22 protein-coding genes are annotated in these 24,295 nt (G+C 71.5%); 17 read left to right on the forward strand and 5 right to left on the reverse strand.

Annotation, left to right across the window (positions count from 1 at the left end; genetic code table 11):
- Positions 1 to 137 precede the first annotated feature (137 nt).
- Positions 138 to 1,097, reverse strand: a complete 960-nt coding sequence (locus tag JGS22_RS10975; protein WP_211040327.1) for a DUF368 domain-containing protein — start codon at positions 1,095 to 1,097, stop codon at positions 138 to 140.
- A gap of 603 nt (positions 1,098 to 1,700) precedes the next feature.
- Here JGS22_RS10975 and JGS22_RS10980 point away from each other — a divergent pair.
- Positions 1,701 to 3,434 carry a threonine/serine exporter family protein gene (locus tag JGS22_RS10980; RefSeq protein WP_372454304.1) on the forward strand — a complete coding sequence of 578 codons (1,734 nt, stop codon included), beginning with the start codon at positions 1,701 to 1,703 and terminating at the stop codon, positions 3,432 to 3,434.
- A 367-nt stretch (positions 3,435 to 3,801) separates the two neighbouring features.
- On the opposite strand, the gene JGS22_RS10985 is transcribed toward JGS22_RS10980, so the two are convergent.
- On the reverse strand, positions 3,802 to 4,293 hold the full coding sequence (locus JGS22_RS10985) for an inorganic diphosphatase (RefSeq protein ID WP_211040328.1): 492 nt from the start codon (positions 4,291 to 4,293) through the stop codon (positions 3,802 to 3,804).
- A 102-nt stretch (positions 4,294 to 4,395) separates the two neighbouring features.
- On the opposite strand from JGS22_RS10985, the gene dacB reads away from it, so the two are divergent.
- The 11 genes from dacB to JGS22_RS11040 all read left to right on the forward strand — a co-directional run bounded on the left by dacB (position 4,396) and on the right by JGS22_RS11040 (position 15,819).
- Positions 4,396 to 5,964, forward strand: a complete 1,569-nt coding sequence (dacB, locus tag JGS22_RS10990; protein ID WP_211040329.1) for a D-alanyl-D-alanine carboxypeptidase/D-alanyl-D-alanine endopeptidase — start codon at positions 4,396 to 4,398, stop codon at positions 5,962 to 5,964.
- Between the two features lie 138 nt (positions 5,965 to 6,102).
- A complete protein-coding gene (locus tag JGS22_RS10995; protein WP_236073117.1) occupies positions 6,103 to 7,317 on the forward strand; it encodes an Rv3626c family coenzyme F420 biosynthesis-associated protein in 1,215 nt (404 codons plus the stop codon).
- Between the two features lie 274 nt (positions 7,318 to 7,591).
- Positions 7,592 to 8,794: a tRNA lysidine(34) synthetase TilS gene (tilS, locus tag JGS22_RS11000; protein WP_211040330.1), complete on the forward strand. Its 1,203-nt coding sequence runs from the start codon at positions 7,592 to 7,594 to the stop codon at positions 8,792 to 8,794.
- 37 nt (positions 8,795 to 8,831) lie between these two features.
- The gene (gene hpt, locus JGS22_RS11005) at positions 8,832 to 9,386 is read left to right on the forward strand and encodes a hypoxanthine phosphoribosyltransferase (protein ID WP_308405612.1); all 555 of its coding nucleotides are present in this window, start codon (positions 8,832 to 8,834) and stop codon (positions 9,384 to 9,386) included.
- A gap of 197 nt (positions 9,387 to 9,583) precedes the next feature.
- The gene (ftsH, locus tag JGS22_RS11010) at positions 9,584 to 11,671 is read left to right on the forward strand and encodes an ATP-dependent zinc metalloprotease FtsH (RefSeq protein WP_236073118.1); all 2,088 of its coding nucleotides are present in this window, start codon (positions 9,584 to 9,586) and stop codon (positions 11,669 to 11,671) included.
- 192 nt (positions 11,672 to 11,863) lie between these two features.
- Positions 11,864 to 12,469 carry a GTP cyclohydrolase I FolE gene (gene folE, locus JGS22_RS11015; RefSeq protein ID WP_211040331.1) on the forward strand — a complete coding sequence of 202 codons (606 nt, stop codon included), beginning with the start codon at positions 11,864 to 11,866 and terminating at the stop codon, positions 12,467 to 12,469.
- A 63-nt stretch (positions 12,470 to 12,532) separates the two neighbouring features.
- Positions 12,533 to 13,417: a dihydropteroate synthase gene (gene folP / locus JGS22_RS11020; protein WP_211040332.1), complete on the forward strand. Its 885-nt coding sequence runs from the start codon at positions 12,533 to 12,535 to the stop codon at positions 13,415 to 13,417.
- A complete protein-coding gene (locus JGS22_RS11025) occupies positions 13,414 to 13,959 on the forward strand; it encodes a nuclear transport factor 2 family protein (RefSeq protein ID WP_211040333.1) in 546 nt (181 codons plus the stop codon). The genes folP and JGS22_RS11025 overlap by 4 nt, the downstream gene beginning before the upstream one ends.
- A 287-nt stretch (positions 13,960 to 14,246) precedes the next feature.
- Positions 14,247 to 14,603: a dihydroneopterin aldolase gene (gene folB, locus JGS22_RS11030; protein ID WP_211040334.1), complete on the forward strand. Its 357-nt coding sequence runs from the start codon at positions 14,247 to 14,249 to the stop codon at positions 14,601 to 14,603.
- Positions 14,603 to 15,208, forward strand: a complete 606-nt coding sequence (folK, locus tag JGS22_RS11035) for a 2-amino-4-hydroxy-6-hydroxymethyldihydropteridine diphosphokinase (protein ID WP_211040335.1) — start codon at positions 14,603 to 14,605, stop codon at positions 15,206 to 15,208. Before folB ends, folK begins: the two co-directional genes overlap by 1 nt.
- Before the next feature lie 122 nt (positions 15,209 to 15,330).
- Positions 15,331 to 15,819, forward strand: coding sequence for a DUF3180 domain-containing protein (locus JGS22_RS11040; protein ID WP_211040336.1), 489 nt, complete (start codon positions 15,331 to 15,333; stop codon positions 15,817 to 15,819).
- 192 nt (positions 15,820 to 16,011) lie between these two features.
- On the opposite strand, the gene JGS22_RS11045 is transcribed toward JGS22_RS11040, so the two are convergent.
- Both JGS22_RS11045 and JGS22_RS11050 read right to left on the reverse strand, forming a co-directional pair.
- Positions 16,012 to 16,551 (reverse strand): methylated-DNA--[protein]-cysteine S-methyltransferase, encoded by a 540-nt coding sequence (locus JGS22_RS11045; RefSeq protein ID WP_211040337.1) that lies wholly within the window; start codon positions 16,549 to 16,551, stop codon positions 16,012 to 16,014.
- Between the two features lie 288 nt (positions 16,552 to 16,839).
- Positions 16,840 to 18,033: a betaine/proline/choline family ABC transporter ATP-binding protein gene (locus tag JGS22_RS11050; RefSeq protein WP_211040338.1), complete on the reverse strand. Its 1,194-nt coding sequence runs from the start codon at positions 18,031 to 18,033 to the stop codon at positions 16,840 to 16,842.
- 40 nt (positions 18,034 to 18,073) lie between these two features.
- On the opposite strand from JGS22_RS11050, the gene JGS22_RS11055 reads away from it, so the two are divergent.
- The 4 genes from JGS22_RS11055 (at position 18,074) to JGS22_RS11070 (ending at position 22,223) form a co-directional block, all read left to right on the forward strand.
- Complete coding sequence (locus JGS22_RS11055; protein WP_211040339.1) at positions 18,074 to 18,841, forward strand: ABC transporter permease; 768 nt, start codon at positions 18,074 to 18,076, stop codon at positions 18,839 to 18,841.
- A gap of 2 nt (positions 18,842 to 18,843) precedes the next feature.
- On the forward strand, positions 18,844 to 19,587 hold the full coding sequence (locus JGS22_RS11060; protein ID WP_211040340.1) for an ABC transporter permease: 744 nt from the start codon (positions 18,844 to 18,846) through the stop codon (positions 19,585 to 19,587).
- A 222-nt stretch (positions 19,588 to 19,809) separates the two neighbouring features.
- Positions 19,810 to 20,772 carry an ABC transporter substrate-binding protein gene (locus tag JGS22_RS11065; RefSeq protein ID WP_211040341.1) on the forward strand — a complete coding sequence of 321 codons (963 nt, stop codon included), beginning with the start codon at positions 19,810 to 19,812 and terminating at the stop codon, positions 20,770 to 20,772.
- Positions 20,773 to 21,044: 272 nt separating this feature from the next.
- On the forward strand, positions 21,045 to 22,223 hold the full coding sequence (locus JGS22_RS11070; protein ID WP_211040342.1) for a hypothetical protein: 1,179 nt from the start codon (positions 21,045 to 21,047) through the stop codon (positions 22,221 to 22,223).
- Positions 22,224 to 22,359: 136 nt separating this feature from the next.
- On the opposite strand, the gene JGS22_RS11075 is transcribed toward JGS22_RS11070, so the two are convergent.
- Complete coding sequence (locus tag JGS22_RS11075) at positions 22,360 to 23,502, reverse strand: NADH-quinone oxidoreductase subunit D (protein ID WP_211040343.1); 1,143 nt, start codon at positions 23,500 to 23,502, stop codon at positions 22,360 to 22,362.
- 343 nt (positions 23,503 to 23,845) lie between these two features.
- On the opposite strand from JGS22_RS11075, the gene JGS22_RS26250 reads away from it, so the two are divergent.
- Positions 23,846 to 24,289 carry a PH domain-containing protein gene (locus JGS22_RS26250; protein WP_308405810.1) on the forward strand — a complete coding sequence of 148 codons (444 nt, stop codon included), beginning with the start codon at positions 23,846 to 23,848 and terminating at the stop codon, positions 24,287 to 24,289.
- Positions 24,290 to 24,295 lie beyond the last annotated feature (6 nt).

Genomic DNA, 24,295 nt, shown 5'->3' on the forward strand with positions numbered 1-24,295 from the left:
CGTACCGGCCGGGTCCGTACGCGGGTGTGCGTCCGGGGCGTCGGCGGCACTGCGACGCGCTGTCCCGGTGCTGCCCGAGCGGGCCGTGCGCGACCGGCCGTCATCGCCCGGGGGCGTACGGTCCCGGACGGGCGGGATCAGACCCTGGCGTGCTTGCGGCGGCCGCGCTCGGGCAGGGTCGCCCGGCGCTTCTTGGACCGCTGGATACGGTGCTCGGCGACGATCACGGTGACGACCAGCGCGAAGCCGAAAGCCATCAGGGTAAAGGTCGCGGGGGTGCCGTCACCCGGCGCGTACATGTTCCGGTCGTCGTCCTGCCAGGGCCACAGCGCGCGCAGCGAACCGGCCATCAGACCGGTCATGACGACGATCGTGAGGTGGTGGTGGTGCTCCAGCAACCACTTCAGCACCTTCACGAAGAGCCCGAGCCCGAGCACGCAGCCGAGCCCGAAGGAGCCGAGCAGTGCCAGATCACGGTTGTTGGCGGCGTCGATGACCGGCTGGTAGAGGCCCATGGTCAGCAGCAGGAAGGAGCCGGAGAGACCGGGCAGGACGAGGGCGCAGATCGCGATGGAGCCGCCGAGGAAGACGGTCAGCGGGTTCGCCGTCACCTCTGCCGGGGCCAGCCCCGTCAGGAAGAAGGCGCCCAGCCCCATCGCCGCCGCCACCAGGTAGTTCAGCGGCTTCCAGTGCTGTCCGGAGTGCGAGTACGGGATGTACAGCGACGCCAGGACCAGCCCGAAGAAGAGCGCGAACGCGTACTGCTGGTGGTCCTCCACCAACGGGGCGACCAGTTTCGCGCCGAGCGCCAGTGCGCACACCATGCCGATCATCATCGGCAGCATCATCGGCCAGTCCGCCCGGCGCAGCTCCTCCTTGGCCCGTGCGCCGCCCCTGCCGCGCGGCAGGTCGGAGATCGCGAGCCGCGCGGCGCTGGTGATGTGCCCGGCGGTGTTGATGAGCGTCTCGTAGGCACCGATGATCAGCGCCACTGTTCCGCCGCTCACCCCCGGTACGACCTCGACAACGCCGATCAGGCCGCCCCTGAACACATTGAACGCGCGTGTCCCGAGGGAGTTGCTGTTGCTCGGCGCCATGATCTCCTGTTTTCGTACGGGCTCCACAGGCGGTTGAACGGGCTACATCCTATGCTGCGCCTCGTGGGCACCCAGCAGGGGAGAGGCACCTCTCGCCACCTGGTGAAACAGGGACGGTTGGGAAAGTCCGAAGCCGACGGGTCTCGCGTGACGGAGGAGTGGCAGGACGTGGTCGGGGACAAACGCGGGAAGCGTCCGGGGTCCAGGGGCGCGACCCCCGCGACGAGCCGCAGGCCGGCCGCCGGACCGGACGCCGCCGGGCGTCCGGAGGCCGAGCGGGAGCACGGGCGTGGAACGGACACGTCGCCCGACGTCCCGTCGGTGGAGGACGCCGAGAGCGCGGAGAGAGCTGCGGAGGCCGAGGAGGCCGCGGTCGAGGAGGCCATCGCGGCCGAGGTCGCCGCCGCCGACGGCCCGGACACCGCCGACGACGCAGCCCATCGGACTTCCGCCACCGGGCCTTCCGCCGCCGACGGTGCTGCGCCTGTCACCGCCGGACCGGACGCACACGAGCCGGACGCCGCCGGACCGGACGCACACGGACCGGGTGACGACGAGCCGGACGACGACGTCGAGCTGCCTGTCGGCGTCCCCCCGCGGGCGTTGGCCGCGGACTTCGACGAGGAGTGGCCGGACAGCCCCGTCGACGACGCCGACTCCCTCTACGACTACGACGACTACGACGACGGCCACAGCACCTTCACCCCGCCCTTCGGGGTGCCGATGCCGCCGCTGCCGCAGGACGAGCACCCCACCTCCGAGTTCGCCGTCCCCAAGGGCCTGCTGGCGCGGGAGCCGGAACCGGTGGACGAACACCCGACGTCGGAGTTCGCCGTACCTGAGGGCTTCCGGTTGCCGGAGCGCGAACAGCCGGGCAGCACCTTCCAGTTCACCCCCGCCGGCGGCGTGCCGACGACCGCGGGCCGTGGACCGATGGCGAGGCGGGCGGCGCCCTGGCAGGACCGGATGCGCACGATGGTCCGGATGCCGCTGGCCGAACGGCCCGCACCCGAACCCTCGCCCCGCGGCGAGGACGAGAGCGGCCCGGCCGCGCCGCGCGTGCTCGACCTCACGCTCCGTATCGGCGAGCTGTTGCTGGCGGGCGGTGAGGGCGCGGAGGACGTGGAGACCTCCATGTTCGCCGTGGCGCACGCCTACGGACTCGACCGCTGCGAACCCACCGTCACCTTCACGCTGCTCTCGGTCACCTACCAGCCCTCGCTGGTCGACGATCCGGTGAGCCTCAGCCGTACGGTGCGCCGCCGCGGCACCGACTACACCCGGCTGGCCGCCGTGTTCCGGCTGGTGGACGACATCACCTCCACCGAGGTCACGCTGGAGGAGGCGTACCGGACGCTGGCGGAGATCCGACGCAACCGGCACCCGTTCAGCAAGAACGAGCTGACCATGGCCACCGGCCTGCTCGCCGGTGCCGCGGCCACCCTGGTCGGCGGCGGCCCGCTGGTGTTCGTACTGGCCGCGCTCGGCGCCATGGCCGGCGACCGCCTCGCCTGGCTGTGCTCAAGCCGCGGACTGCCCGAGTTCTACCAGTTCGTGGCCGCGGCGATGCCGCCCGCCGCCATCGGCGTCACGGTGACCATGGGCCTCCACGAGGTCTTCGACGGCGTGCGCGCCTCCGCGGTGATCACCGGTGGGCTCTTCGCCCTGATCCCGGGAAGGGCGCTGGTCGCGGCCGTGCACGACGGCCTGACGGGTTACTACATCACCGCCTCCGCCCGACTTCTGGAGGTCATGTACCTGATCGTCGGCATCGTCTGCGGCGTGCTGCTGGTGCTCTACCTCGGTGAGCAGTTCGGACCCGGGTTCGACCCCGACACCGTCTACTCGATCGAGCGCCCCGTCACCCAGCTGTTCGCCGCGATGCTGCTCGCGTTCGCCTTCTGCGTACTGCTCCAGCAGGAGCTGCGCACGGTGCTGTGGGCCACCCTGAACGGCGGTGTCGCCTGGCTGATTTTCGCGACCCTCGCGCACACGGTGGAGATCGACCCGGTGCCGGCGACGGTCGCCGCCGCCGGACTGGTCGGACTCTTCGGGCAGCTGCTCTCCCGGTACCAGTTCGCCTCCGCGATGCCGTACATCACCGCGGCGATCGGCCCGCTGCTGCCCGGTAGCGCCACCTACTTCGGGCTGCTCGGCATCGCTCAGGGCAACACGGACAAGGGCTTCCAGTACCTCGCCACGGCGGCGGCGCTGGCGCTCGCCATCGCCATCGGCGTCAATCTGGGCGGCGAGCTGGCCCGGCTGTTCATCAAGACGCCCGGCCTGGAGACTCCGCTGCCCGGCCGCCGCGCCGCCAAGCGCACCCGCGGCTTCTGACCCCGCCCGGACTCGCCCGCCGCCCGACACGCGACGCCCGGCCCCGGCGCGCGTCTCGCGTCCCCGTGCTCGTTGTCCGGGTACGTGTTCGCGTCCTCGGCGGCGATCAACCGCACGTCAGCAGTCCGCCCCCGAAGCCTGGGCGCTGCGCGTACCGAGACGCCAACGGCCGTAACGAGGAGGGGAAATACCCGAATCTCCAATGGCTGCTCAATCCGCCCTCCCCGCCACCTAAAACCCCACGTCAGCAACTCTGCTCCCCGCACACGCGGGGCGGTCCAACCCCGACGGCGGCGCTGCGTCCGCGCAGACGAGTAGGGCGCGTCCCCGCGGGGACGCGCCCTACTCGTCTGCTGCCTTTCGGGGCTCAGTGGCCGCCGTTGGCCTCCAGGCGCTTCACGCTCGCCTCTACCTCGGCCTCGGCCTCGGTGCGGCCCACCCAGTTGGCGCCCTCGACGGACTTGCCGGGCTCCAGGTCCTTGTACACCTCGAAGAAGTGCTGGATCTCCAGCCGGTCGAACTCCGAAACGTGGTGGATGTCCCGCAGGTGCTCCATGCGCGGGTCGGATGCCGGTACGCAGAGCAGCTTGTCGTCGCCGCCCGCCTCGTCGGTCATCCGGAACATGCCGATCGCCCGGCACTTGATGATGCAGCCGGGGAAGGTCGGCTCGTCCAGCAGCACAAGGGCGTCCAACGGGTCGCCGTCCTCGCCGAGGGTGCCGTCCACGAAACCGTAGTCGGCCGGGTACACGGTCGAAGTGAAGAGGTGGCGGTCCAGTCGAATGCGACCGGTCTCGTGGTCCACCTCGTACTTGTTCCGCGACCCCTTCGGGATCTCGATGGTGACGTCGAACTCCACTGGGAGGCTCCTCCGTGATCAACACACATGTCTGGTGATTAAGTGTCCCTCACGCTGGTGTCTGCTCGCGAAAGGGGCTGGTCCTAGGTGCGGGGTACGCCCATGAACCGGTGGGTCCGTTCACTGGACGCGGTGGACACGGGGGTGCGTGCCGTCCGCCGACGCTGGTACGCGACCCCGCTTCCGCGGCGTCGTGACTGGCAGGCGGTGGCCGGTTCCGCTGTTGTCGGCCTGACCGTCGCGGTGACCGCGGTGGCCACCACCGGCCCCTGGGACTCGGGTCAGCGTACGGCCGAACGCGGCTGGGCAGCCGACCGGGAGCCCGACAGTGGCCAGGGCCACACCGACGACGGTCGCCCCGACGACGGCACCGCGCCCCGGCCGGGCGCCCCGCCCGTGCTCGGCGCGCTCGGCAGCGAGAGCAGCCCGCCCAGTGGCAAGGGCCTCGGCAAGGCGTTCAAGAAGCTGTTGAAGGACCCTGCGCTGGGCAACCGCACGACGCTCTCGGTCGGGGACGCGCTCACCGGCGAGGAGCTGTACGCCAGCGGCGGCGGCGACGCGGTGGTGCCCGCTTCGACGATCAAGATCGCCACCGGGGCCGCCGTACTGACCGCGCTCGGCCCCGAACACCGCATCCCCACCCGGACGGTGTGGGACGCGAAGAAGAAGCGCGTCGTCCTCGTCGGCGGCGGGGACCCCACGGTCACCGAGAAGCAGTTCGCCTCCCTCGCGACCGCCACTGCCCGCAGCCTGAAGAAGCGTGGCCTGAAACCGACCGCGCTCGGCTACGACACCTCCCGCTACTCCGGGCCGGACCGCCACCCCATCGGGATCAACGACAACATCGCCCCGCTGACTCCCCTGATGGTCAACTCCGGCCGCACCGACGACTCCTCCAAAGGCCCCGCGCCCCGTGCGCTGGACCCGTCCGCCGACGCGGCCGAGCGCTTCGCCGGGCTGCTGCGCGACCGTGGTGTGGACACCGACCGCACGGTCGCGGCGAAGGCTGCCAAGGGCTGGACCCAGTCGATCGACGGCCGGGAGAAGGACCTCCCCGGGAGCGGCGGAAACGACGGTGGCGGCGGCGATGACGGCAGGCCGGGCACCGAACTGGGCGTCCACCGCTCCGCGCCGATGTCCTCGCTGGTCGAGCGGATGCTGGTGAACAGCGACAACGACATCGCCGAGGCGCTCGCCCGCCAGACCGCGCTGGCCACCGGCCGCACCGCCGACTTCGGCGGCGCGGAGCAGGCTGTGCGGAGTCAGTTGAAGAAGCTCGACCTGCCGATGAAGGGCACCCGCTTCGCCGACGGCAGCGGCCTCAGCCGCGCCGACCGGGTCTCCGCCTCCTTCCTCACCGAGCTGCTCGCCCGCGCCGCCGAGCCCGACCGTGCCGCGCTCCGGCCGCTGCTGACCGGTCTGCCGGTGGCCGGTTTCAACGGCACGCTGGGCGGGCGCTACGGCACCCCCGACACCCAACGCGGCGCAGGTCTGGTACGCGCCAAGACCGGCACCCTGACCGGGGTCAACTCCCTTGCGGGCACGGTCGTCGACGCCGACGGCCGGCTGCTGACGTTCGCGCTCGTCACCACTGGCGCCAAGGACTCCCGGGCAGCCCAGAACGCCCTCGACGCGCTGGCCGGCAGGCTCGCGGACTGCGGCTGCCGCTGACCCGCCCCGCCGCGCGCCGGTCCGGTCCGTATCCGCGACCGGTCCGTATCCGCGCACGTGCGCAGCCCCGCGCCCGGGGCCTCCCCCGCGCCGCTCGCACCGCTGTGCCGTACGCAGCGGAAGCCGTACCGTGAAGCCATGACGAGCATGGGGCGTTCAGACGGTACGGACCGTGGCGACTTCGAGAGCAGTTCCTCCCGGGGGAAGGGCGCGGGGAAGGGTGCGGACCTCGTCGACTGGGACCTCGCGGTCGCGACCGCGACGCGTCTGGTGAAGTCCGGCCCCGAGGTCGACCGGACCGAGGCGCGTGCCGTCGTCGCCGAGCTCCGTCGGCACGCCAAGTCCTCCGAGGCCCACGTGCGCGGCTTCACCGGGCTCGTACCGGTCGGCACCGCCGGGGACACCCCGGTGCTGGTGGTCGACCGGGCCGGCTGGATCAAGGCCAACGTGGCCAGCTTCCGCGAGCTGCTGACCCCGATGCTGGAGAAGATGCGGGCCAAGCGCACCGCGGTGCCGGGCGGGGCGCTCATCGGCTCGCTCGGCGGGAAGATCACCGGCGTGGAGGTGGGCATGCTGCTCTCCTTCATGGCCTCCCGGGTGCTCGGCCAGTACGAGACCTTCGCCCCCTCCTCGGGCGACCTGCCGGGTTCGCGCGGCGGCCGGCTGCTGCTCGTCGCACCCAACATCGTCCATGTGGAGCGCGAACTCGACGTGGATCCGCACGACTTCAGGCTCTGGGTGAGCCTGCACGAGGAGACGCACCGCACCCAGTTCACCGCCGTGCCGTGGCTGAAGGACCATCTGGAGGGCGAGATCCAGTCGTTCCTCGGCGAGACGGACGTCGACCCCTCGATGCTGCTGGAGCGGCTGCGGGAGGTCGCCCAGAGCGTCACCGGCGCGCGGCCCGACTCCGAGCGCGGGGAGAACGGCGGGAACACCACGGGTGGCGACAGCGGCCGGGGCATCGCCGAGCTGCTGCAGACACCCGCCCAGCGCGAGATCCTCGACCGCCTCACCGCGGTGATGTCGCTCCTGGAGGGGCACGCGGACTACGTGATGGACGGCGTCGGGCCCGAGGTGGTGCCCTCGGTGGCGGAGATCAGGGAGAAGTTCCAGAAGCGGCGCCAGGCGGGCGCGGGCCGACTCGACCAGGCGTTGCGCAAACTCCTGGGCCTGGACGCCAAGTTGCGGCAGTACAAGGAGGGCGAGCGGTTCGTCAGCGCCGTGGTCGGGGAGGTCGGCATGGACGGTTTCAACAAAGTGTGGACCTCGCCCAACACCCTGCCGACCCAGACGGAGATCGCCGATCCGCGCGAGTGGGTCGCCAGAGTGCACCGTACGGCTGATTCCTGAGCCGGTACGCCCCGGGAATCACTCTTCCGAGGGACCGTGGTCCGTGCAGGGCGCATGCGATGCTCTGAGCAGCCTTCGACCTCTGTCACCATCATCGCACTCAGTGTGACGGAGTTGTCGGGTTCTGCCGCGACGTCCGCGTCGCGCCGAGCCGACATCGCACACAGCAGAGAGCCCGGCGGGCAGCCCTGGCAGCCGCCGCGGGAGCGCCGTTGCTCAGCCGAGCAGCCGGCCGGGCCTCTCGACCCAGCAACTCTGAGGAAGTGGAACGGACATGGGTCCTCACCCCGCGGTCGCCGCGATACGTCTGGCGGTCCGCCGCGCACTGCGTGACGTCCTCGCCGACGCCGGCACCGAGCCGGGCACCGTCAGCCCGAGCACCGGGCACGCCGGCAACGCCGCCCTGAACGAGCCCGGCACCCGCCGCCCGGGCCCGCGGCGCTCGGCCCACGACCGGCCGCCCCTCGTGCTCGCCGCCTGCTCCGGCGGCGCGGACTCGATGGCGCTCGCCTCCGCGCTCGCCTTCGAGGCGTCCCGCAGCGGAGTGCGCGCGGGCGGGGTGACCGTCGACCACGGCCTCCAGGAGGGCTCCGCCGGCCGTGCCGAGGAAGTGAGCGCCCGGCTGCGGGAGTTGGGGCTCGACCCGGTGGAGTGCGTACGGGTGCGCGTCGGGGGCGACGGCGGGCCCGAGGCAGCCGCCCGCACCGCCCGCTACACCGCGCTCGACGAGGTGGCCGGCAGACTCGGCGCCAGCGCCGTACTGCTCGGCCACACCCGCGACGACCAGGCGGAGACCGTGCTCCTCGGGCTCGCCCGCGGCTCCGGCACCCGCTCGCTGTCCGGGATGGCGGCCTGTACCGGTTCGATCGTCGCGGTGCCGGGGCCCGGCACCCTCTCCGGCCCGGCCGCCGCCCCCGCCGATCCGGCCGAGGTGCTGAGCCGCTACCGCAGGCCCTTCCTCGGCATCGACCGCCAGACGACGCGCACGTCCTGCATGGAGCAGGCCCTGCCGGTCTGGGACGACCCGCACAACTCCGATCCCGCGTACACCCGTTCACGGGTCCGGCACGAGGCGCTGCCGGTGCTGGAGAAGGCGCTCGGCAAGGGTGTCGTCGAGGCGCTCGCCCGTACCGCGCAGCTCGCCCGCGACGACGCCGACGCCCTGGACGCCTGGGCCGCCGAGGCGGAGCGCTCCGTGCGGGTGCCGGAGCAGGGCGGCCTTCCGGCCGGCGCACGGCCCCGGATCGGTCTGGACGTCGGCCGTCTCGCGGTGCTGCCGCCCGCGGTGCGCCGCAGGGTGCTGCGCCGCGCCGCCGTCGAAGCGGGCGCTCCCGCCGGGTCGTTGTTCGCCCGGCACCTCGAGGAGGCCGACCGGCTGATCACCGCCTGGCGCGGGCAGCGGGCCATCAACCTGCCCGGGCGCGTCGAGGCCGGGCGTACGGGTGGCACACTGTTCCTTCGGCAGAGCGACGTGTGAGCGCGCACCGGCGATCGAGCGAGAGCAGCTGCAGAGCGTGAATGAGAAGGACATGGGCACCGACCTCAAGTCGGTCCTGATCACCAAGGAAGAGATCGACGCGAAGCTGGCCGAGCTGGCCGCGAAGATCGACGCGGAGTACGCGGGCCGGGACCTGCTGATCGTCGGTGTCCTCAAGGGCGCGGTGATGGTGATGGCCGACCTCGCCAGGGCCCTGTCCGGCAACGTCACCATGGACTGGATGGCGGTGTCCTCCTACGGCGCCGGGACCCAGTCCTCCGGTGTGGTGCGGATCCTCAAGGACCTGGACACCGACATCCAGGGCCGGGACGTCCTGATCGTCGAGGACATCATCGACTCGGGCCTGACCCTGTCCTGGCTGCTGTCCAACCTCGGTTCGAGGGAGCCGGCGTCGCTGAACGTCTGCACCCTGCTGCGCAAGCCGGACGCCGCGAAGGTCGAACTCGAGGTCACGTGGGTCGGCTTCGACATCCCGAACGAGTTCGTCGTCGGGTACGGCCTCGACTACGCCGAGAAGTACCGCAACCTGCCCTTCGTCGGCACTCTCGCGCCGCACGTCTACGGGGGCTGACCGGCATTCGGACACCGGCCGCCCCTGCCGCGCACCGTCCGCGGCCCGGGAACACCGGGCCGATCCCCGCCGTTGGAGCAGGGGGAGGCCGGTTCACCGTGCCCGGCGACGCCGGGTGACAATGCTGGGGTACCGTCCGAGGGTCGGTTTTTCAACTCACTATGGCAGGAGGGACGGGGCGTACACGCCTCGTGTGGATGGACGTGAAGCGATACTTCCGTGGGCCAGTCATGTGGATCGTGCTGGCCGTCCTTGCCGTGGTCGTGTTGATGCAGGTCGTCAGCTCTTCCGAGGGTGCCAAGACGGTCGACACGGGTCAGGTCGTTCAGGCGATCAACGAGAACAAGGTGAAGTCCGCCAAGCTCACCACCGGTGACGAGCAGATCATCGAGGTGCAGCTCAAGGACGGCACCAAGGTCGAGGACAGCGAGCAGATCAAGGCGAGCTACATCGACCAGCAGGGCGTCGAGCTCGCCCAGACCCTGCAGACCAAGTACCAGGACAAGCAGCTCGCGGACGGCTACACGGTCTCCCCGAAGAAGCAGAACCCGTTCGTCGGGATGCTGCTCTCGCTGCTTCCGTTCCTGCTGATCATCATCGTCTTCCTGTTTCTGATGAACCAGATGCAGGGCGGCGGTTCCCGGGTGATGAACTTCGGCAAGTCCAAGGCGAAGCTCATCACCAAGGACACCCCCAAGACGACCTTCGCCGACGTGGCGGGTTCGGACGAGGCGGTCGAGGAGCTCCACGAGATCAAGGAGTTCCTCCAGGAGCCCGCGAAGTTCCAGGCCGTCGGCGCCAAGATCCCCAAGGGCGTGCTGCTCTACGGCCCGCCCGGCACCGGCAAGACGCTGCTGGCCAGGGCCGTCGCCGGCGAGGCGGGCGTGCCGTTCTACTCCATCTCCGGCTCGGACTTCGTCGAGATGTTCGTGGGTGTCGGCGCCAGCCGGGTCCGCGACCTCTTCGAGCAGGCCAAGGCGAACGCCCCGGCCATCGTCTTCGTCGACGAGATCGACGCCGTCGGCCGGCACCGCGGTGCCGGTATGGGCGGCGGCCACGACGAGCGCGAGCAGACGCTGAACCAGCTGCTCGTCGAGATGGACGGCTTCGACGTCAAGGGCGGCGTCATTCTGATCGCCGCGACCAACCGGCCCGACATCCTGGACCCGGCGCTGCTGCGTCCCGGTCGCTTCGACCGTCAGATCGCGGTCGACCGCCCGGACATGCAGGGCCGTCTGGAGATCCTGAAGGTTCACCAGAAGGGCAAGCCGGTCACGCAGGACGTCGACCTCGGCGCCGTCGCGCGGCGTACCCCCGGCTTCACCGGCGCGGACCTCAACAACGTGCTGAACGAGGCGGCGCTGCTGGCCGCCCGCGGGAACGCCAAGCTCATCGACAACAAGTTCCTGGACGAGGCGATCGACCGGGTCGTGGCCGGACCGCAGAAGCGGACCCGGATCATGAGCGAGAAGGAGAAGAAGATCACCGCGTACCACGAGGGCGGACACGCCCTGGTCGCGGCGGCCTCTCCCAACTCCGACCCGGTGCACAAGATCACCATCCTGTCCCGCGGCAGGGCCCTGGGCTACACCATGGTGCTGCCCGAGGAGGACAAGTACTCCACCACGCGGAACGAGATGCTCGACCGCCTGGCGTACATGCTCGGTGGCCGCGCCGCCGAGGAGCTCGTCTTCCACGACCCGACCACGGGCGCGGCGGACGACATCGACAAGGCGACCTCGACCGCCCGCGCGATGGTCACGCAGTACGGAATGACCGAGCGCCTGGGCGCGATCAAGTTCGGCACCGACCAGTCCGAGCCCTTCCTGGGCAAGGAGATGTCCCACCAGCGCGACTACTCGGAAGAGGTCGCGGGGCTGGTGGACGAAGAGGTCAAGAAGCTGATCGAGACCGCGCACAACGAGGCCTGGGAGATCCTGGTCGAGAACCGCGACGTCCTGGACAACCTCGTGTTGGAGCTCCTGGAGAGGGAGACGCTCAACAAGGAGGAGCTGGAAGTGGTCTTCCGCTCCATCGTGAAGCGTCCGGCCCGCCCCGCGTGGACCGGCTCCGCCCGCCGTACGCCCTCGACCAGGCCGCCGGTCTCCTCACCGAAGGAGATCTCGCTGGCCAACGGCACGCCCTCGCTGACGAAGGCGCCCGCCGACCAGGGTGCGCACGGCGGCGGCGCCACCGGTTCGACGCCCGCGGGCGGCGAGGTCCGGCCGCCGGAGAGTGACTTCTCCACCCCGCGCCCGTACGACGAGCCGCGCGAGGAGCGCTGAGTCCGACCGTGTGCGGCTGACCGGCCTCCCTTTCGGGCGGGCCGGTCGCGCCGCGGTCGACAGCAGCGGACGAGTCGCAGGTCACAACGGTCCGGCAGAGCATCGCCGCGTCCCTCAGGTCTACGCTGAGGGGCGCGGCTTTTGCGTGGCGAGCAAGCCATGATCACGCCAGGTACGAGGAACGAGGCCCCCATGACCGACCCGGTGACGCTCGACGGTGAATCGACGATCGGCGAGTTCGACGAGAAGCGTGCCGCCGACGCGATCCGCGAGCTGCTGATCGCGGTGGGGGAGGACCCGGACCGCGAGGGGCTGCGCGAGACGCCCGCCCGGGTGGCCCGCGCGTACCAGGAGATATTTGCCGGGCTGCGGCAGCGGCCCGAGGACGTGCTGACCACCACCTTCGACCTCGGCCACGACGAGATGGTGCTGGTCAAGGACATCGAGGTGATGAGCTCCTGCGAGCACCACCTGGTGCCCTTCGTCGGCACGGCCCACGTCGGGTACATTCCGTCCGCCAGCGGCAAGATCACCGGCCTGTCCAAGCTGGCCCGGCTGGTGGACGTCTTCGCGCGGCGCCCGCAGGTGCAGGAGCGGCTGACCACGCAGATCGCCGACTCGCTGATGCGGATCCTGGAGCCGCGCGGAGTGATCGTCGTCATCGAGTGCGAGCACATGTGCATGACGATGCGCGGGGTGCGCAAGCCCGGGGCGAAGACGCTGACCTCCGCGGTCCGCGGGCAGTTGAGGGACGCGGCGACGCGCTCGGAGGCGATGAGCCTCATCATGGCCCGCTGAGCGTCGGGAAATTGCGGCAGCTCCGTGCAAGGGGGCGGTCGTCCGGCCGCCTAGGGTGGGCGTATGAGCGTTGAACGGCGACCACGGCGTGAAGTGAGCGGCCTGCCCTCGTGGGGCCGGTGCGCGGTGATGGGTGTCGTCAACGTGACGCCCGACTCCTTCTCGGACGGTGGCCGTTTCTTCGACACCGCGGCGGCGGTCAAGCACGGAATGGACCTGGTCGGCCGGGGCGCGGATCTGGTGGATGTCGGCGGCGAGTCGACCCGTCCCGGCGCGAGCAGGGTGGACGAGGACGAGGAGCTGCGGCGGGTGCTCCCGGTGGTCAGGGGGCTGGTCGGGGAGGGCGTCGTCGTCAGCGTGGACACCATGCGCGCCGTCGTCGCGGAGCGGGCGGTGGCGGCCGGTGCCCGGCTGGTCAACGACGTCAGCGGCGGCTGGGCGGACGAGCGCATGATCCCGGTGGTGGCCAACGCCGGTGTGCCGTACGTGGTGATGCACTGGCGCGGGCAGTCCGCCGGGATGAACTCCCGTGCGGTGTACGGCGATGTGGTCTCCGAGGTGATCCAGGAGCTGCGGGTCGCGCTGGACCGCGCGGCCGAGGGCGGAATCGCGCTCGATCGAGTGGTTGTCGACCCCGGCCTCGGCTTCGCGAAGGAGGCCGCGCACGATCTCGCACTTGTCGGCGCGCTCGGCCGGTTGGGGCGCGAGCTCGATCTGCCGATGCTGGTCGCCGCCTCCCGGAAACGTTTCCTGGGACGGGTGCTGGCCGGCCGCCCGGACACGGCCCCGCCCCCCGCCAGGGAGCGCGACGCCGCCACCGCGGCGGTGACCGCGCTGGCGGCCGGCGACGGGGCCTGGGCGGTACGGGTGCACGAGGTGCGGGCCAGCGCGGACGCGGTACGGGTGGCCCACGAGGTCCGCCGGGCGACAGCAGAGGGAGCCCAGTGAGCAGCGGGCCGGGTACGGACATCGAGGCGGTCGAGGCCGCCAACACCGGACTCTACGAAGCGTTGGAGCGCGGGGATCTGGAGGCGCTGGAGGAGCGCTGGCTGGACCCGGCGCTGGACGAGGCGCAGGGGGGCGAGCACACCGCGGACGCCGACGTCAGCGTGGTGCACCCGGGGTGGCCGGTGCTGACGGGCCGGGGCGAGGTCCTCCGGTCGTACGCGTTGATCATGGCGAGCACCGAGTACATCCAGTTCTTCCTCACGGATGTCGAGATCTCGGTCCTCGGCGACACCGCGCTGGTCACCTGCACGGAGAACATTCTCAGTGGCGGGCCGGCCGAGGAGGACGGTTCGGTGGGCCCGCTCGTCGGCGGGCTGGTGGTGGCGACGAACGTCTTCAGGCGTGCCGGGGACGGCACTTGGAAGCTGTGGGCACACCACGGCTCTCCGGTGCTCGTCGACCAGGACGACTCGGACGAGGTGGACGAGGAGCCGGAGGACGGCGAAGACACCGCGGGCGGCACGGCGTTCGGCCCGTCCTGACCGGGCGCCGTTGTCGGGCCGGGCAAGCGTGGAATTCGGCACTCCCCGTCAGTCTTGACGCGATGTGGTCACTCGTCGGAGTGTGTGGCGGGGAATGGATGAGTGTCCCCAACTGCTGCTGGGTAAGCGGGTTTCGCTGATGGAGTCGGTGCCGCCGTACCGGACGTACGGGCGGTGGCCACCCCCGAGAGCGAGCGCGTTCAGCGTGCGTGGGTAGATTCGGGCGCGCGGCTCGCGCGCGCCGGCGCCCGCACGGATCCACAACTGACGACAGGGAGTGATGCGCGATGGACCGAGTCGCGGTGCGCGGCCTGAGAGCCACGGGGCATCACGGTGTCTTCGCCCACGAGCGCGAGGAGGGCCAGGTGTTCGTCGTGGACGTGGAGCTGGGTGTGGACACCCGGGCCGCGGCGGCCGACGACGATCTGGCGCTCACCGTCCACTACGGGGAGGTGGCCGAGGAGGTCGTCGCCGTGGTGACGGGCGAGCCCGTCGACCTCATCGAGACCCTGGCGCAGCGGATCGCCGACCAGTGCCTGACGCATCGGGCGGTACAGGAGGTCGAGGTCGTCGTGCACAAGCCCCACGCCCCGATCACCGTGCCTTTCGACGATGTGACCCTCACGATCAAGCGGAGCCGATGATGACACCGAACAGTGACCCGACCGTGCAGCCGGTGCCCGCTTCGGTGGTCCACCAGGTCGATGCCGCCGACAGCACCCTGCACAACCCCAAGTACGCCGTGATCTCCATCGGCAGCAATCTCGGCAACCGCCTGGAGACCCTGCAGGGCGCGGTCGACGCGCTGGAGGACACGCCGGGTCTGCGGGTGAAGGCGGTCTCGCCGGTCTACGAGACCGAGCCGTGGGGCGTCGAACCGGACACCCAGCCCTCGTACTTCAACGCGGTGGTGCTGATCAAAACCACTCTGCCGCCCGCCTCGCTGCTGGAGCGGGGGCATGCCATCGAAGAGGCGTTCGAGCGGGTGCGGGACGAGCGCTGGGGCCCGCGCACGATCGATGTGGACATCGTCTCGTACCAGGACGTCGTCCAGTCCGACCCGGGTCTGGAGCTTCCGCACCCGCGCGCGCACGAGCGGGCCTTCGTACTGATCCCGTGGCACGATGTGGACCCGTCCGGGACGGTGCCGGGGCGCGGCTCGATCGTCGAGCTGCTCGCCGAGATCGACGAGGACAACCAGGGCGAGGTCGTGGTGCGCGAGGACCTGGAACTCGTGCTGCCCGACTAGTCGTTGGCAGTGGGGCATGGCATGGCTGGGCAGGACGAAAGGGCGGTCTGCCGAGAGGGTGCGCGCGGCAGGTGTCGCGCGGCCCGGTGAGCGCCGGCAGGGCACAGGACACTGAGGGCATCGTGAAGCAGCTGCGTATCGGGACACTTGCGGGCATCTTCGCCGTCAGCGGCGTGCTGTGCTGGTCCGGATCCCGGCTGTGGGACCAGCTGGGCACCCTGCCCGCGGTTCCGCTGCTGGCGCCGGTGGTGCTGACGCTGATCGCCGCGGTGCTGCTGGCGACGGCCGTCTCGCTGCGGTCGCGGCTGCGGGCGCAGCGCGAGCGCCGCCCGGTGGGCAAGCCGGTGGAGCCGATGATGGCGGCGCGAGCGGTGGTGTTCGGGCAGGCGAGTGCGCTGGTGGCGGCGCTGATCGGCGGCGTGTACGGCGGAGCGGGGCTCTTCGTGGTCACTTCGCATCTGGCGGATGTGCCGGCCCGGCGCGAACAGGCGCTGTACGCCGCGCTGTCGGTGGTCGCCGCGGTCGCGCTGATGGCGGTGGCGGTGTGGCTGGAGCGGATCTGCCGGCTTCCGGAGGACGAGGAGTCCGGCCCGGAGGGCGCGGCGGCGTAACACCGCCCGAAGGCGCGTACGGGCGGCACCGCCCGGTGGCGCGTACGGCGCGGTGCCGTCGGGGGAGCTCAACCGTGGGGCGCGTACGGACGCCCTGCCGGAGCCGGCCGGGTTGTCAGGGCCGCAACTCCGGGTCTGGCCGGGGCTGGTCGGGTCTGGCCGGGGCTGTCCGGGCCGCAGCCCGGGGCCTGTTCAGCGGGCGGCGGTCCGGTCGGACTCCAGGGCGAGCAGATGGCGCTTGCGGGGGAGCCCGCCGCCGTAGCCGGTGAGGTTGCCGTTGCCGGCGATGACGCGGTGGCAGGGGACGATGATGCTGATCGGGTTCCTGCCGTTGGCCATGCCGACCGCGCGGGAGGCCGAGGGGCGGCCGATCCGGGCCGCCAGTTCGCCGTAGGACTCGGTGCGGCCGTACGGGATGTCCTGCAGCGCGCTCCAGACGGTGCGCTGGAACTCGGTGCCCTCCATCGCCAACGGCACGGTGAAGCCGGTGCGTTCGCCCGCGAAGTACTCGGCGAGCTGCTGCGCCGCCGGGCCGAAGCCGTCCGGATCCGGTGCGCCGAAGGTCTCCCGGGCGGGGAGGTGGCGCTGGTCCTCCATGTAGACGCCGCAGAGCACACCGTCCGTGGCGACCAGGGTCAGTGGCCCGATCGGGCTCTCCACGACGGTGTGCGTACGACGTGCGGTGCCGGCGGTTGCGGCGGCGGTCGAGGCGGGTGCGGCTGTGGTGCTCATACGTCGAGTATGGCGCTCACGCAGGGCTGCGCTGGCGGAAATGCGACACCGAGGAGGACGCACCCCCGTGCGCGCCGGCGCCCGTGCGGGGCCGCGCCCGCGCGGGGCCCTCGGTGCAGGACACCCGCGGCCCCGGAGCCTCCGGCCTCGGACACCGGCGGCCTCGGGGCCGGGTCTCGGAGTACGCCGTCCCCGGATCTCGCGTCGGCCCCGGATCGCGTCGGCCTCGGAGCTGTCGGCCTCGGGGCTGTCGGCCTCGGGGCTGTCGGCCTCCGGCGGCGGGCGCGCTCAGATGTCGGTGACCGTCTCCAACTCGACGGCGGAACGGGGGATCGCGCGCTCCTCCGCGTCGATGGAGCGCCGCAGCGCCTCGTGGAGTTTGGCCGGGGTGAGCACGCCGAGGAATCGCTCGCCCTCCTCGACCGCCACCCAGCCGGCGTCGTACTGGAGCATGGTGCTGAAGGCCTGCTTCAGCGGGGCGCCGAGCGGCAGCCAGGCGTCCATTCTGCGGGCCCGGTCGCGCACCGTGCCGTCGCCCGCCGTGTTCACGGAGTCGGCGGAGACCCAGCCGTGCAGTGCGCCGCGGTCGTCGAGCACCACGGCCCAGCGGGCCTCGTCGGCGGCCATCTTTTCGGCGGCGCGGGCGAGCGTGTCGTCCAGGCGCACCAGCGGCGGCTGCTCCAGATCGTCGAGCTCGATGGGCGTGACCGAGAGCCGCTTGAGTCCGCGGTCCGCGCCGACGAAGTCCGCGACGTACGGAGTGGCAGGCGCGCCGAGCACCTTGGCCGGCGGGTCGAACTGCTCGATGCGGCCGGAGCCGTAGACCGCGATGCGGTCGCCGAGACGCACCGCCTCCTCTATGTCGTGCGTGACGAAGAGGACGGTCTTGCGCACCTCGGCCTGGAGCCGGAGGAACTCGTTCTGGAGGTGCTCGCGCACCACCGGGTCGACCGCGCCGAACGGCTCGTCCATCAGCAGCACGGGCGGGTCGGCGGCCAACGCCCGTGCCACGCCGACGCGTTGGCGCTGCCCGCCGGAGAGCTGGTCGGGGTAGCGGTCGCCGTGCACCGACGGATCGAGTCCGACCAGCTCCAGCAACTCGGCCGCGCGCGACCGGCCCTTGGCCTTCTGCCAGCCGAGCAGCCGGGGGACGGTGGCGGTGTTCTCCAGGATCGTCTTGTGCGGGAAGAGTCCGACCTGCTGGATCACGTAGCCGATGCGGCGGCGCAGCACGACGGGGTCGACGGTCGCGATGTCCTCGCCGTCCAGCAGAATCCTGCCCTCGGTCGGCTCGATCAGGCGGTTGACCATCTTCATGGTGGTGGTCTTGCCACAGCCCGACGGACCGACAAGAGTGACCAGTTCACCTTCGGCGACGTCGAAGGTGAGGTTGTCCACGGCGACCGTGCCATCGGCGTAACGCTTGGTCACCTGGTCGAACTTGATGAAGTTCTCGTTGCGGTGCTCTGTGGGCTGCGACATGCTCCCGATTCTGTCAGCGTCAGCGGTTAGGGTCGCGAACGTGATGTCAAAAGGTTGTCTCGCCGCCAACGAATGGATCTGTGGCGAGTACGTCCGCTCCCGCCAGGAGGAGCTGACGGACGCGACGCTTCAGCACATCGGGATCACCGTCGCCTCCGTGGGGATCGGGCTGCTCATCGCCCTGCCGCTGGCGTTTCTCGCCCGGCGGTACCGGGTCGCCGCCTCCCCGCTGCTCGCGCTGACCACGATCCTCTACACCGTGCCCTCGCTCGCGATGCTGGCGCTGCTGGTGCCGATGCTGGGCATCTCGGTCTCGGTGGTGGTCACGGCGCTGGTGCTGTACTCGCTCACTATCCTCCTTCGGAATATCCTCGCCGGCCTCGAATCCGTGCCGGAGGAGGTGCGCGAGTCCGCGCGGGGCATGGGGTACGGGCCGCTGCGGATGCTGCTGACGGTCGAACTCCCGCTGTCGCTGCCGGCGTTGATGGCCGGAGTGCGGATCGCGACGGTCTCCACCGTGGCGATGACGACCGTGGGCGGCATCATCGACTTCGGCGGTCTGGGGAATCTGCTCTTCTCCGGCCTCGACAGTGTCTTCAAGGCCCAGGTGCTGACCGCCTCGGTGATCTGCGTGGTGCTCGCGATCGTCGCCGACCTGTTGCTGCTGGGGCTCCAGTGGCTTCTCACTCCGTGGGCGAGATCGCGTTCCCGCAAGCCGGTCCGGGCCCGGGCCGATGACGCGCCGAGTGATTCGGCCGAGGCCGAGGCACCGGCCGGTGCCACCCCGCTCGCCGGAAAGGCGGTCTGACCGTGGGAGTCGTCGCCGACACCTGGAGCTGGCTCACCACCGGCGAGAACTGGAGCGGTACGGGCGGGGTGTGGGACCGGCTCGGCGAGCACCTCTTCCTCACCCTCGTCTGCATGGTGATCGCCTGCGCCGTCGCGCTGCCGATCGCGCTGTGGCTGGGGCACATCGGGCGCGGCGGGGCGCTGGCGATCAACATCTCCAACGTGGGCCGCGCGGTGCCCACCCTCGCCGTGCTGGTGCTGCTGACGATCAGCCCGCTCGGCCGATCCGAGCTGTGGCCCACGGTGATCGCTCTCGTCCTCTTCGCGATTCCGCCGCTGCTGACCAACGCCTACGTCGGGATGCGCGAGGCGGACCGCGACGTCGTGGAGGCTGCGCGCGGAATGGGCATGTCCGGCGGCCAGTTGCTGGCCCGGGTCGAGCTGCCGCTGGCGTACCCGCTGATCATGACCGGTGTGCGGACGGCGACCGTGCAGGTCGTCGCCACCGCCACCCTGGCGGCGATCGCGGGCGGCGGCGGGCTGGGTCGGATCATCACCGAGGGCTTCAACACCTACCGGACACCGCAGGTGGTGGCCGGCGCGGTGCTGGTCGCGGTGCTGGCGCTGCTGGTCGAGGGCGCTCTGGTGCTGCTCAGCCGGTGGCTCGACCCGATGCGGCGGCGTACGGCCGGCGGTCCCGCGAGCGGCGCTGCCGACGCGGACGCGGCGGCGGGCAGGGGAGTGCCGGTGTCCGCCACTTCCTGACCCTCCCGCTGTGCGCGACTCCCCGCCTCGGGCGAAGCCCCTCGCGGCGGCCCGCGGCGGCAGACCTGTCCGCGGAGATCAGTCCGACAGGCCGGCCGCCGTTCGCAGCCGGAGCCCCGCGGCACCGTCCGCCCCCGTACTCGCCGTCTACGATCGCGCACCGGAGCTGCCGGTGCGCTCGGAGCCCCACCGCCCCGTGCGGTTCGTCCCCAAGGAGCAGCAGTGTTCGAGCAGTTCACGCGCGGTGGCGGGCGCCGAGCCGCGCCGGCCGCGGTCGTCGCCCTCGTCGTGGTGCTCGGCGGGTGTGCGGGCCAGAGCCTGGAGGAGTCGGGCGGTGGCGGCGAGGGCAGCCTGGTGGTCGGCTCCGCCGGCTTCTCCGAGTCGGAGATCATGGCGCAGCTCTACGCCCAGCTGCTCTCGGACGCCGGCTACAGCACCCGCGTACAGCGCCTGGCCAACCGGGAGTTGTACGAGCCCGCCCTGGAGAAGGGCGAGATCGATGTCGTGCCGGAGTACGCGGCGACCCTCGCCGAGTTCCTCAACGCCAAGGTGAACGGCGCCGAGGCGGCCGAGAAGAAGCCGGTCGCCTCCGCCGATCCGGACGCCACGGTCAAGGCGCTGGCCAAGCTGGCCGAGCCGCGCGGCATCAGCGTGCTCGCCGCCGGCGACGCGGTGAACCAGAACGCGTTCGCGGTCACCGAGGACTTCGCGAAGAAGCACGGCCTGAAGACGCTCACCGACGTCGGCGAGAAGGGCCTGAAGATCAAACTGGCCGCGGGCGACGAGTGCGCGGAACGGCCCTTCTGCCAGCCGGGGTTGGAGAGCCGCTACGACATCGACGTGACGCGGCTCGATCCCAAGGGCGTGGGCAGCGTGCAGGCCAAGCAGTCGGTGCAGAACGGCAACAACAACATGGTGCTGACGACGACCACGGACGCCTCCATGGAGGAGTTCGACCTGGTGCTGCTGGAGGACGACAAGGACCTGCAGAACGCCGACAACGTACTGCCGGTGGTCAACACCAAGGACGCCGGCGACCGCCGGATCACCGACACGCTGGACAAGCTGACCCGGGTGCTGACGACCGAGGACCTGATCGAGCTGAACCGCAAGGTCGACTCCGAGCGGCAGAAGCCCGACGATGTGGCCGAGGAGTACCTCAAGTCCAAGGGTCTGGTCGGGTAGTTCGGCGCCCGTGCTGGTGATTCGGGCGTCTGCCGCGCCGTGTTCGCCGGTGCGCACAGCCAACCACCGTCGTGCAGCAGTCGGTCGGTGGGCGCGGTGCTGCCCTCGCGCGCGGGTGCCGCTGAGCGTGCCGCGAGCGCCGCGGTGGTGGAGGCGTTGGGCGGACGCGGTGCGTGTGCGGTGCATACGACGTGCGCGTGCACCGTAACCACCGGAAAACAGTTTTCCTGGCGCTCTCCCAACGCATCGCCACGCACGGTAAGTTTCGGGCCATGCCCCGAGGACGTCACCGCCAAGAGCTGCCGCTGCACCGGCTGCTCGTCCCTGCGGGCGTCGCGGCGTTCGCCCTGCTGTGCGCGGTCGGCGCACTGTTCGTCGGCGACGACGCCGTGCTGCGGGTGCTCACCGCGGCAGCCGCCGTCGCCGCGGTCGTCGGTGCGGTGCTGCTGCGGAGCTGGGACAGCGCCGCCGGCCGCCGGGCCGCCGAGGCGCACGCGGAGCGGGCCAACACCGCGCTGCTCGCCGACGAGCGGGCGGCCGAGTCGGCTGCCGAACTGCGCAGGGCGCGGGAGCTGCGCACCAAGTTGGAGAAGCGCCTGCGTGCCAAGCGCGCCCAACTGGCCGCCCTGCGCACCGAACACGCCGCCCTGCTGAGGCGGTACGCGAACGCGGAGACCCAGCGTGCCAGCGCACTGGAAGGCCGCAGGCAGCTGGCCATCGCGGCGTCGGAGCCGGTGAAGGCGCTGACGACGGGAGCCGCCGACCACCGCGCTGCCTCCGGCGCCCCGAGCCGGCTGACCTATCTTCAGGCGGACCAGGCGCTGGCGAACCTGCGCAGGTCGGGAGCGCGGCAGCAGCAGACGGCGGAAGCCGGCCGCGGCGAAGCCGTACGTCCGGCCGCACCGCGACAGGCTTCGGCGGACGGGTCGGCGGCCGGCACCACCCGGCCTCGGCCCTCCGAGCGGGACGCGGCGCCCGCATCCGGCCACCGCGCCGAGCCGCCGGCCCGGTGGGACGCAGGGCAGATCGATCAGCGCGAGCAGCAGGAGCAGCGCGCGCAGAACGGGCAGCGCGGGCAGAAGTACGACGCGAGGCGGCATCGGTTGCCGGTGCGGGAGCCGGGCCGGGAGGGTCGTCGGCAGATCGGCGGCGCCGCGCCGGGACGCCCCGTCGGCGGCTTCGACTTCTTCGGCAGCGGGCAGGACGCGTCCCCGACCGACGAGGCGCACCCGGCCCCCGACTCCCGTACGCAGCCGCCGACTTCGGCCTCCGCACCGCCGTCGTCCGGGCCGCCGGTTGGGCCGTCGTCCGGGCCGTCGTCGGTGCAGTCGAACCAGAGTTCCGCGCGGCGGAAGGGCGGGCCGGGGAGCGGGCAGACCGCGCCCCCCGAGTCCGAGTCGCGCGATTTGTGGCAGCAGGTCGCCGGCAAGGTCATCGACGTCGCCGACTGAGACGCAGCCCTGCCGAGGCCGGAGGAGCGGCTCGTGGCCCCGCCGACGCGGACCGAACCGCCGGTCCGCTCCGACGCAAGGAAACCGCCACCGGCTCGGCAGGCGGCAGCGTGCCGGAACTCCCCGCCGGGGCCCGCTACTTGTCGATGTCGCCGACCACGAAGAAGAACGACCCCAGAATCGCCACCATGTCGGCCACCAGTGTCCCCGGCAGCAGTCCGGTCAGCGCCTGGATGTTGTTGTACGAGGCCGACCGCAATTTCAGGCGGTACGGGGTCTTCTCGCCCTTGGAGACCAGGTAGTAGCCGTTGAGCCCGAGCGGGTTCTCCGTCCAGGCGTACGTCTCGCCCTCGGGCGCCTTCAGCACCTTGGGCAGCCGCTGATTGATGGGCCCGGGGGGCAGCTCTGCGAGCCTGTCCAGGCAGGCGTCGGCGAGGTCGAGGGCGTTGTGGGTCTGGGCGAGCAGCACTTCGAAGCGGGCGCAGCAGTCGCCGGCCTGACGGGTGTGCACCTTCAGGGTGTCGGCCAGCTCGCCGTAGGCCAGATACGGCTCGTCCCGGCGCAGGTCGAAATCGACCCCGGAGGCGCGCGCGATGGGGCCGCTGACCCCGTACGCGTGCACGGTCTCGGGGGAGAGCACGCCGACGTGCTCGGTGCGGGCGCGGAAGATCTCGTTGCCGAGCACCAGATCGTCGAAGACGTCCATGCGGGAACGCAGCGCCGCGACCGTCGACCTGGCGCGCTGCGTCCAGCCGGCCGGAAGGTCCTCCTTCAGCCCGCCGACGCGGTTGAACATGTAGTGCATCCGGCCGCCGGAGAGCTCCTCCATCACGTGCTGGAGGTCCTCGCGCTCCCGGAACGCGTAGAACATCGGCGTGATGCCGCCCAGTTCCAACGGATAGGAGCCGAGGAACATCAGGTGGTTGAGGACCCGGTTGAGCTCGGCGAGGAGCGTGCGTGTCCACACCGCGCGCTCGGGCACCTCCATACCGAGCATCCGCTCGACGGCGAGGACGACCCCGAGCTCGTTGGAGAAGGCGGAGAGCCAGTCGTGCCGGTTGGCGAGCACGATGATCTGCCGGTAGTCGCGCGCCTCGAAGAGCTTCTCGGCGCCGCGGTGCATATAGCCGACGACCGGTTCGGCGGAGCTGATGCGCTCGCCGTCCACCACGAGCCGCAGCCGCAGTACACCGTGTGTGGAGGGATGCTGCGGGCCGATGTTGAGCACCATGTCGGTGCTCTCGGCCGCGCCTCCGATGCCGACAGTCGTCTCCGTCATGGGGCCAGTCTGTCAGCTCGTCCCGGGCCGCCCTCCGGAGCCCGGCACCCTCGGGCCTCACCCGTTCGCCCGGTGGGCACGCGCGGTCGGAAGCTGCGCCTACTCTTGGGCCATGGAGCCCGGACACAGCGCAGATGTCGGTCCGTCGTCGCCGCGAGCGGTACGAGGGCCCGAGCACGATCCGGTGCCCGCCGCCCCCGAGGGCCCCTCCGGGACACCGCGGCTCCAGGACGCCCCCCACCACGACCGCACGGATCCCGCCGATCCGGGACCGGCCCGTACTGACGCGGGGGAGCACGTCGCGGACCGCACCCCGGACGGGAGCGACTACGCCTGGCGCGGGGTGGAGCGGGCACTGCTGCGGATGCGACGTGCGGTGCTGCTGATGATCCTGCCGACGGTGCTCCTGCCGGCGGCGGTGCTGCTGGGCTGGCTTGCCGGACCGTACTGGGCGCTGCTGGTGCTGCTGCCGCTGGCTCCGGCGGCCTTCGGCTGGTACGCGCTCGCCCGCAACTGGCGTTCGTGGCGGTACGCGGAACGCGCCGACGACCTGCTGATCAGTCGTGGGGTGATGTGGCGGGAGCTGACCGTGGTGCCGTACGGCCGGATGCAGTTGGTCGAGGTCACCTCCGGCCCGCTGGAGCGCAGGTACGGGCTGGCCCGCCTCCAGCTGCACACCGCCGCCGCCGCGACCGACGCGCAGATCCCCGGGCTCGTACCGGCGGAGGCGGAACGGCTGCGGGACCGGTTGACCGAACTCGGCGAAGCCCGTTCGGCCGGGCTGTGAAGCGGT

Source organism: Streptomyces tardus (assembly GCF_018101125.2).
Classification (GTDB): domain Bacteria; phylum Actinomycetota; class Actinomycetes; order Streptomycetales; family Streptomycetaceae; genus Streptomyces; species Streptomyces tardus.